This window comes from Flavonifractor plautii ATCC 29863 (assembly GCF_000239295.1).
In the GTDB taxonomy this organism is placed as follows: Bacteria; Bacillota; Clostridia; order Oscillospirales; family Oscillospiraceae; genus Flavonifractor; species Flavonifractor plautii.
In genome coordinates, this window is record NZ_JH417797.1 from 32721 (window position 1) to 40197 (window position 7477).

The following is a 7477-nucleotide window of genomic DNA, read 5'->3' on the forward strand; positions in this document are numbered from 1 at the left end:
CCGGCGGGGCATCTGCTTACGTGCGGAACCAGGGTCTTTCTGTGCTATGCTTGAAAAGCAGGAAGGGGGCCGTATCATTCCCCTGAAAAGAAAAGGGGGACAGCGGTATTTTCTGGCAGCTGCACGGGAGACCTTCTCCACATAAAATTCACAATTATGTGCTATCATCCGTTTCAGGAGTGATTCACAGTGAAACGCATTTTGATTGTGGAGGACGAGCAGGACATCCAGGAGCTGCTGGAGGCGTACCTGGGCGACGCGGGCTATGAGACGGCAACGGCGTGGGACGGCATTGAGGCGGTGAGCCTCTTTCAGCAGGAGGCGTTCGACCTGGTCCTGCTGGACGTGATGCTGCCCAAGCTGGACGGCTTTGGGGTGTGCGAGCTCATCCGCCGCCAGTCCCGGGTGCCCATTGTCCTGCTCACCGCCCTGGACGGAGAGGCCGAGCAGCTCCGGGGCTTTGATCTGGAGATCGACGACTACATCACCAAGCCCTTCTCCATGCCCATCCTGCTGCGGAAGCTGGCGGCGGTGCTGCGGCGGGCGGGGGGCGACGCGCCCGGACGCTGCCTGCGCTACCGGGGGCTGACCCTGGACCCCGACGCGGTGGAGGTACGCCTGGACGGCCGGGTGCTGGAGCAGCTCACCGCCCGGGAGTTCGAGCTGCTGCGGGAGCTCCTGTCCAGCCCCGGGCGGGTGTTTACCCGGGAAATTCTGCTGGCCAAGCTGTGGGGCTACGACTTTTTCGGGGACGAGCGGGTGGTGGACAGCCACATCAAGAACCTCCGCAAAAAGCTGGGGGTGGACTACATTGAGACTGTGAGGGGGGTGGGCTACCGTGTGCCGAAGGAACATCTGTGAGAGCCTGACGGCCCGTATCTTCCTGCTCACCCTGCTGCTGCTGCTGGGGGCGGGGGGACTCACCTTCGGACTGATCGCCTGGGCCACCCCCATCACCTATGTGTCCGTGGTCGGCGACCGGCTCCAGGTGCAGGTGAGCGAGCTCACCGACCGGCTGGCCCTAACCAAGCTGGCCGACGCCGGGCCCATCCTGGATGTATTTGTCCGGGAGAGCGGAGCGGCGGTATCCCTGGCGAGCCCCGACGGGGAGAGTGTGGACACGGGTTCCCTCTATGTGTCCGTCACCACGGCCGTGCAGGAGTCTGATTCGGTGTCCACCTATACCTATGGCGCCGATGGCGGCCCGGCACAGAGGGAACGGGCCGGGCACTATGTGACCACGGCCCTCAGCGACGCCCTGATCGCGGAGGTGACCTTTGCCGACCGGGCGGAAACCTATCAACTGCTGGTTGTCCCTCCCATGCGCCTGGCCAACCAGGCGGTGGAGGCCCTCAACCGGGCGGCGCCCTGCCTGGCCTTGGCCCTGTTGGCCTTTTCCCTGCTGTGCGCGGTAGGGTACTCCCGCTATCTGGCCAGGCCCATCGTCCGCATCAGCTCCATCGCGGGGCGGATGGCGGAGCTGGACTTCCAGTGGAAGTGCGGCGAGACCCGGCGGGACGAGATCGGCGCTCTAGGCCGCAGCCTGGACGAGATGGCGGAGCGCCTCTCCGCCGCCCTGGCCGAGCTGGAGGAGGCCAACGCGGCCCTGCGGGGCGACATGGAGCGGGCCAGGGAGCTGGAGCGCCAGCGGCTGGCCTTCTTCTCCGCCGCCTCCCACGAGCTCAAGACCCCCGTCACCATCCTGAAGGGGCAACTGAGCGGTATGCTGGACGGCGTGGGGGTGTACCGGGACCGGGAGAAGTATCTGGCCCGCTCCCTCCAGGTGGCGGGGCGGATGGAGGCGCTGGTGGGGGAGCTGCTGGCCGTGTCCCGCATGGAGTCGGACGGCGCCTCCCGCCGGGAGGCGGTGGAGCTGTCCGCCCTGACGGCGGAGAAGCTGGCCCAGGACGCCGAGCTGCTGGAGCAGCGGGGGATGACCGCGGTGGAGGCGCTGGAGCCGGGACTTCTGGTGGAGGGGGAGCGCGCCCTGCTGGGCCGTGCGGTGGAAAACCTGCTCTCCAACGCCGCCCTCTACTCGCCGGAGGGGGCGGAGATCCGGGTGACTGCGGCGGGCCGGGGGGCTCAGGTGGTGCTGACAGTGGAAAACACCGGGGCCCGCATCCCGGCCGAGGCCCTGCCCCACCTGTTTGAGGCCTTTTACCGGGCCGAGCCCTCCCGCAGCCGGGCCACCGGCGGCAGCGGCCTGGGGCTCTATCTGGTGCGCATGATCGTGGAGCGCCACGGCGGGACGTGCCGCATCGAGAACAGCGCCGACGGGGTGCGCTTCACCGCCCTCCTTCCGCGCCTCTCCACAGAAAACACATAAATTCTCCCTCTCTCCTCCACGGGGGGCCGGTATCCTTGGGACGAACCCAAACAAGAAAGGATGCCGAGCCATGCAAATTACCCTGCAAGAACTGAACATGACCTATCCCAACGGCAAGAAGGCCCTCCAGGGGGTGAGCGCCTCCCTGGACAGCCCCAGCCTGATCGGCCTGCTGGGCCCCAACGGAGCGGGCAAATCCACCCTGATGAAGCTGCTGGTGGCGGGCCTGCTGCCCACCGGCGGCGCCATACGGGCGGACGGCGAGCCTCTGACCAAATGCGAGCGGGCCTACAAGGCCCGCCTGGGCTATCTGCCTCAGGACTTCGGTCTGTTTGACGAGCTGACGGTGGAGCAGTTTCTGGACTACATGGGGGCGCTGAAGGGGCTGCGGAGCGGCCGGGAGAGCATTCGGGCGGTGATCGAGGCCGTCCATCTGGGGGAGAAGCGGCGGGCCAGAATCCGCACCCTCTCCGGCGGCCAGCGCCAGCGGGTGGGCATTGCCCAGGCCCTGCTGGGCGATCCGGCGTTTTTGATCTTTGACGAGCCCACGGTGGGCCTGGACCCGGAGGAGCGCATTCACTTCCGCAACCTGTTTTCCCGGCTGGCCCAGGACCAGCTGGTGCTCCTGTCCACCCACATCATCGAGGATGTGCAGTCGGTGTGCTCCCGCCTGCTGGTGCTCCACCAGGGGCGGCTGCGCTTTGACGGCACGCCGGAGGAGCTTATCCGGGCGGCAGAGGGCCACGTGGGCACCTTTGAGGCGCGGGCGGGGGGCCGGGAGGACGGCCTGCACATCACCGCCCGGGTGAACACCGCCCGGGGCGTGGCCTGCCGGGCGGTGGCGGAGACGCTGCCCCCCTATGTCCGGCCCGCCGAGCCCACCCTGGAGGACGCCTACCTCTATCTCATCTCCGGGGAGGGCGAGGCATGAACGTCTGGATTCTCTCGGTGCGGGAGCTGGCGCGGCTGCTGCGGGGCCGGCTCACCTGGCTGGCCGCCGCCCTCACCGTCCTGTCCCCCCTGGCGGGGCTGACGGTGTACCGGTCCGCCTCGGCCGACACGATGCAGTCCCTCTATGTGGCCAATCCCGCCCTGGCCGGGGGCGTGCTGGGCGGGCTGTTCTTTGCCCTGCTCACCCTCTGCGACTGCGCCCGTACCTCCCGCTGCCGGGTGGAGGTGCTCTGCGACGCGGCGGTGTCTCCCCTGACCGCTGCCCTGGCAAGGCTGATGGCCCTGCTAGGGACGGCGGCGCTGACCCTGGCCCTCACCCTTCTGACCTGGCTGCCATGGACGGCCCATACCGTGGGCGCCGTCTTTGACGGCGGGGATTATCTGCTGGCCTACCTCATTCTCATGGGCCTGGCCCTCCCCCTGTGTATCCTGCTGGCCGGGGCGGCGTGGCAGTTCACCCGCCGCTTTGACCTGTCCCTGGTGCTGGTGGCCGCTCTGGCGGCCCTGAGCCTCACCATCTGGCGGGACAACTGGCAGCTCTGCTGGCTCAACCCCTGCGTCTGGGCCCTGTCCGACGATTTCTCCAACTTCCGCATCCTCCGCTCCGCCGCCTACATGCGCCTGACCTGGCTGCTGGGCCTGGCGGGGCTGTGGGCTCTGTCCTACCTGTGCATCCGGCGGTACGGCCGGGGCCCCCTGGGCTCTTTGGCCCGCACGGCCCGGCGGGTATACCGCCCCCTGCTGGCCGCGGCCCTGCTGCTCTGCTGCGGCTGGAGCTGTGCCGCTCAGCCCTTCATCGACCACAGCAACCCGGATCTCAGCGCCATGACCTTCCTGACGATGGAACCGCTGGAGGGGGTGGCCTGCCTGCGCCGCTCCGCCTGGGTCACGCCGGACACAAGGCGGGGCACGGTGGCGGGTACGGCCTCCTACCAGCTCCAGAATACCACGGGGCAGGAGCAGACGGTGGCCCTCGGCGTCACCCCCGGCTACACCATCTCCAACGTCCGGGCCAACGGGGTGGAGATCCCCTTCTCGGTGAGCGATTACCAGGAGTACAACGAGGCCAAGCTGGAGGTCGCCATCCCGGCCGAGGAGCAGGTGGAGCTGACCCTGGAGTACGGCGGCTTCCCCCAGGAGGATCTGCCCACCATGCAGGGCGGCAAGGAGCTCAGCGGCGAATACCTCTGTCTGGAGAACGCGGCCCTCTCTCCCCGCCTGATGAACGTGATGCCAGGCGAAGACGGCTATCCCGCCACAATTGAGATCACCCTGCCCGCCGCCATGACGGTCATCCCCTTCTGCGCCAGCGAGGCGGAGGTGGTGGCCGAACACGGGGACGGCACCAAAACCTGGCGCTATGAGACCAACCGTGCCGGCGGCATCCTCTATGCCGGCGACTACGTTCGTGAGGAGATCCAGGCCGGGGGGCTTACCATCGACTTCTACTACGGCCGCAAGCATCAGGCCGTCATGGAGGCCGCCGGCGCGGCGGAGGCCGTCCGGGCGGTGATGGACTACTGCGCCGGGCACTACGGTTCTCTTGCCTTCGGGGATGGGGAGCGCCTCAAGCTGATCCAGAGCCGGGTGGCCGGCGGCGGCTACGCCGGGGACGGGGCCAGCCTGCTGGACGAGGCCGACTTCACCGCCCACAACCTGGGCGACGCGGGCAAGGGCGGCGGGGCCGCCGAGGTGATGATCCACGAGCTGGTCCACCAGTGGTGGGGCCTGGGCAACATGTTCGACACCTCCGGCCCCGACAGCCCCTGGTCGGCGGAGGGCCTGACGTGCTACACCACTTACCGCATTGTGAAGGAGCTCTACGGCGGGGACTACGCCAGGGAGCACTATGTGGACCAGTGGCGCGGGGAGGTGGAGGACTACTACCTCAACTTCTACGTCCGCCGCCCGGAGTACCTGGAGGCCCTGCCCGAGGCGGAGCGGCTGGCCATCTCCAACTCCCTGTCCGGCATGCGGCAGTACAGCGAGATGCCGCTGAAGATTTTGAAAGCGGAGGAGCTGGTGGGGGGCGAGGCGGCCATGGATGAGATCCTGTACGGCCTCTTCAACCGGGAGCTGGACCCCATGTACCCCTATCTGACCTACCAGGAATTTTTGGACGCCTGCGGGCTGACGGAGGAGGACTTGACCCTTGATTAAGATTTTTCGCTGCGAATGCCGGCGGCTGCTGTGCAACAAGTTTTTCATCGGCCTGCTGGCGGTGCTGCTGTTCTACGCCGGGCAGGTGTTCTACGCCGTGGCCCTCCCCGGCGTGGCCCATACGGCCCCCTTTTCGCCCTGGAGCTTCGGGGCCTACCTGGGGCGGCTGCTGCCCCTTGTGTGGGTGGGGGCCCTGTTCTTCCTCACCTTTTTCACGTCGGCCCGGGAGCGGCGGGCGGCGGTGCTCACCGCCGCTACCCCCGCCGACCCCCGGCGGTACGCCCTGGCCCGCTGCGCTGCCGCCCTGGTGGGGGTGGCCCTGCTCTGCCTGGCGGCGCTGGCCCTGGCCGCCCTGCTCTATGACCGCCTGTTCGGCTGGACGGACTGGGGCTCCCTGGCCCTGCCCGCCCTGGTGATCCTGGCGCCCCCTCTGGTGTTCGCCCTGGGCAGCGGCTGGCTGCTGGGCCGCCTGCGGCCCTGGCTGCTCTATGTGTGGATGCTCCTCCCCTTTGCCCTGGCGGCCCTGCCTCTGCCGGAGGCCCTGGGGCTGTGGAACGGCGGCCTGTGCACGTCCTATCCCCTGACTCTGGGGATGCTGGACCCGGCTTTCTCCCTCCCGGCGGCGGCCTGGGCCGTCCAAGGGCTGCTTCTGGCTGCCGGGGTGCTCCTTTTGCTGGTGGCGGGAAAGGGGAAAAAGGTGTATAATCAGTGACAGACCGTATACCATAAGCACATAGGTTCCAGAAGGAGGCGTAACAGATGGATTCTAACGAGAGCCGGGCGCGGGCGCTGCTGGGCGACCTGTCCGCCGGGTGCAGCGCGGTGGCGTGGGAGACGGCGGACGGCGGACACCTGTGGGGGCGCAACTTCGATTTCAACCGCATTGCGGCGGACAGCAAGGTGACCTTTGTACCACGGGGACAGGTGTTCTACGCCTGCGGTACCGAGCTGGAGGGCAATCTGGAGCCGTCCACCCGCTGTACGGCGGCCTACGCTGCGGTGGGCATCGGCTCCCTGGTGCTGCGTTCCACCCCGGCCCTGTATGAGGGCCTCAACGAGAAGGGCCTGATGGGCGGCCAGCTCTACTACCGCACGTTTGCCCACTTTGCCCCGGAGGCGCGGCCCGGCACCCTGCCCCTCCAGCCGCCCTTCCTGGTGACCTGGTGCCTGGCCACCTGTGCCTCGGTGGAGGAGGTGGCCCGCGCACTGGAGGAGCGGGTGTCGCTGGTGGCCATCCCCATGCTGGGGACCGTGCCGCCCATCCACTGGATGTTTTCCGACCGCACCGGGGAGAGCATCGTGGTGGAGTCCGACCGGGACGGGCTGCACATCTACCGGAACACGGTTGGAGTGATGACCAACAGCCCCGGCTACCCGTGGCACCGTACCAATCTGTTGAACCATCCCCAACTCCGGCCCCTGGATTACGGAGAGCTGGCCTGGGGCGGGGAGCGGCTGGAGCCCTGCTTTTCCGGCAGCGGGGCGGCCGGCCTGCCCGGGGACTGGTCGTCCCCCTCCCGCTTCGTGCGGCTGGCCTTCCTCCGGGAGCACGCGGTCAAGGGCGGGGACGAAGCGGAGGGGGTGTCCCTTCTGTTCCGCCTGCTCCACAGCGCCGCCTTTCCTCTGGGTGCGGTGGAGCTCACCGGGCCGGGGGAGATCACCCCCCACGACCGGGGCGTGGTGCCCTATGACTACACGGTGTATTCCTCCGTCCTCTGCGCCGAGTCCATGCGCTTCTACTGGCTCACCTACCGGAACAGCCGGGTGCGCTATGTGGAGCTCTCACGCCTGCTGAAGGGAGACCGCCCCCTCCAGTTCGCGCTGGGGGAGGAGCCGGAGTTCTGCGACGTGACCGGTGAAGGCGTATAACACTCCAACAGGGCGCACCACGAAAAAATGCAAAAGCTCAGGTGCATGAAGTGTTTGCGCATGCGGGCCGTCCCGTAATCGCATGGCTGTGCCGCGGTAAGCGGCGCATGGCCAACTTTGCCATGCTTATGAATAGCAAAAAGTACCCCCTGCCGCATGCGGCAGGGGGTA

The 7477-nt window shown here is 67.8% G+C and carries 6 protein-coding genes; all 6 read left to right on the plus strand.

Annotation, left to right across the window (positions count from 1 at the left end; translation table 11 throughout):
- Positions 1-189 precede the first annotated feature (189 nt).
- The 6 genes from HMPREF0372_RS11085 to HMPREF0372_RS11110 all read left to right on the plus strand — a co-directional run bounded on the left by HMPREF0372_RS11085 (position 190) and on the right by HMPREF0372_RS11110 (position 7306).
- Positions 190-861 carry a response regulator transcription factor gene (locus HMPREF0372_RS11085; protein ID WP_007492318.1) on the plus strand — a complete coding sequence of 224 codons (672 nt, stop codon included), beginning with the start codon at positions 190-192 and terminating at the stop codon, positions 859-861.
- A complete protein-coding gene (locus HMPREF0372_RS21060; protein ID WP_007492319.1) occupies positions 839-2326 on the plus strand; it encodes a sensor histidine kinase in 1488 nt (495 codons plus the stop codon). Before HMPREF0372_RS11085 ends, HMPREF0372_RS21060 begins: the two co-directional genes overlap by 23 nt.
- 70 nt (positions 2327-2396) lie before the next feature.
- Entirely contained in the window at positions 2397-3257 is an 861-nt protein-coding gene (locus tag HMPREF0372_RS11095) for an ATP-binding cassette domain-containing protein (RefSeq protein WP_007492321.1), read from the plus strand.
- The gene (locus tag HMPREF0372_RS11100) at positions 3254-5437 is read left to right on the plus strand and encodes a M1 aminopeptidase family protein (protein ID WP_007492322.1); all 2184 of its coding nucleotides are present in this window, start codon (positions 3254-3256) and stop codon (positions 5435-5437) included. The genes HMPREF0372_RS11095 and HMPREF0372_RS11100 overlap by 4 nt, the downstream gene beginning before the upstream one ends.
- Complete coding sequence (locus HMPREF0372_RS11105; protein ID WP_007492324.1) at positions 5430-6149, plus strand: hypothetical protein; 720 nt, start codon at positions 5430-5432, stop codon at positions 6147-6149. Before HMPREF0372_RS11100 ends, HMPREF0372_RS11105 begins: the two co-directional genes overlap by 8 nt.
- A gap of 47 nt (positions 6150-6196) precedes the next feature.
- Entirely contained in the window at positions 6197-7306 is a 1110-nt protein-coding gene (locus HMPREF0372_RS11110; protein ID WP_007492327.1) for a linear amide C-N hydrolase, read from the plus strand.
- Positions 7307-7477 lie beyond the last annotated feature (171 nt).

Bases quoted from the DNA above. Each gene is read 5' to 3' on its own strand.
- HMPREF0372_RS11095 (WP_007492321.1), top strand. From the start codon at position 2,397: ATGCAAATTACCCTGCAAGAACTGAACATGACCTATCCCAACGGCAAG.
- HMPREF0372_RS11100 (WP_007492322.1), top strand. From the start codon at position 3,254: ATGAACGTCTGGATTCTCTCGGTGCGGGAGCTGGCGCGGCTGCTGCGG.
- HMPREF0372_RS11110 (WP_007492327.1), top strand. From the start codon at position 6,197: ATGGATTCTAACGAGAGCCGGGCGCGGGCGCTGCTGGGCGACCTGTCC.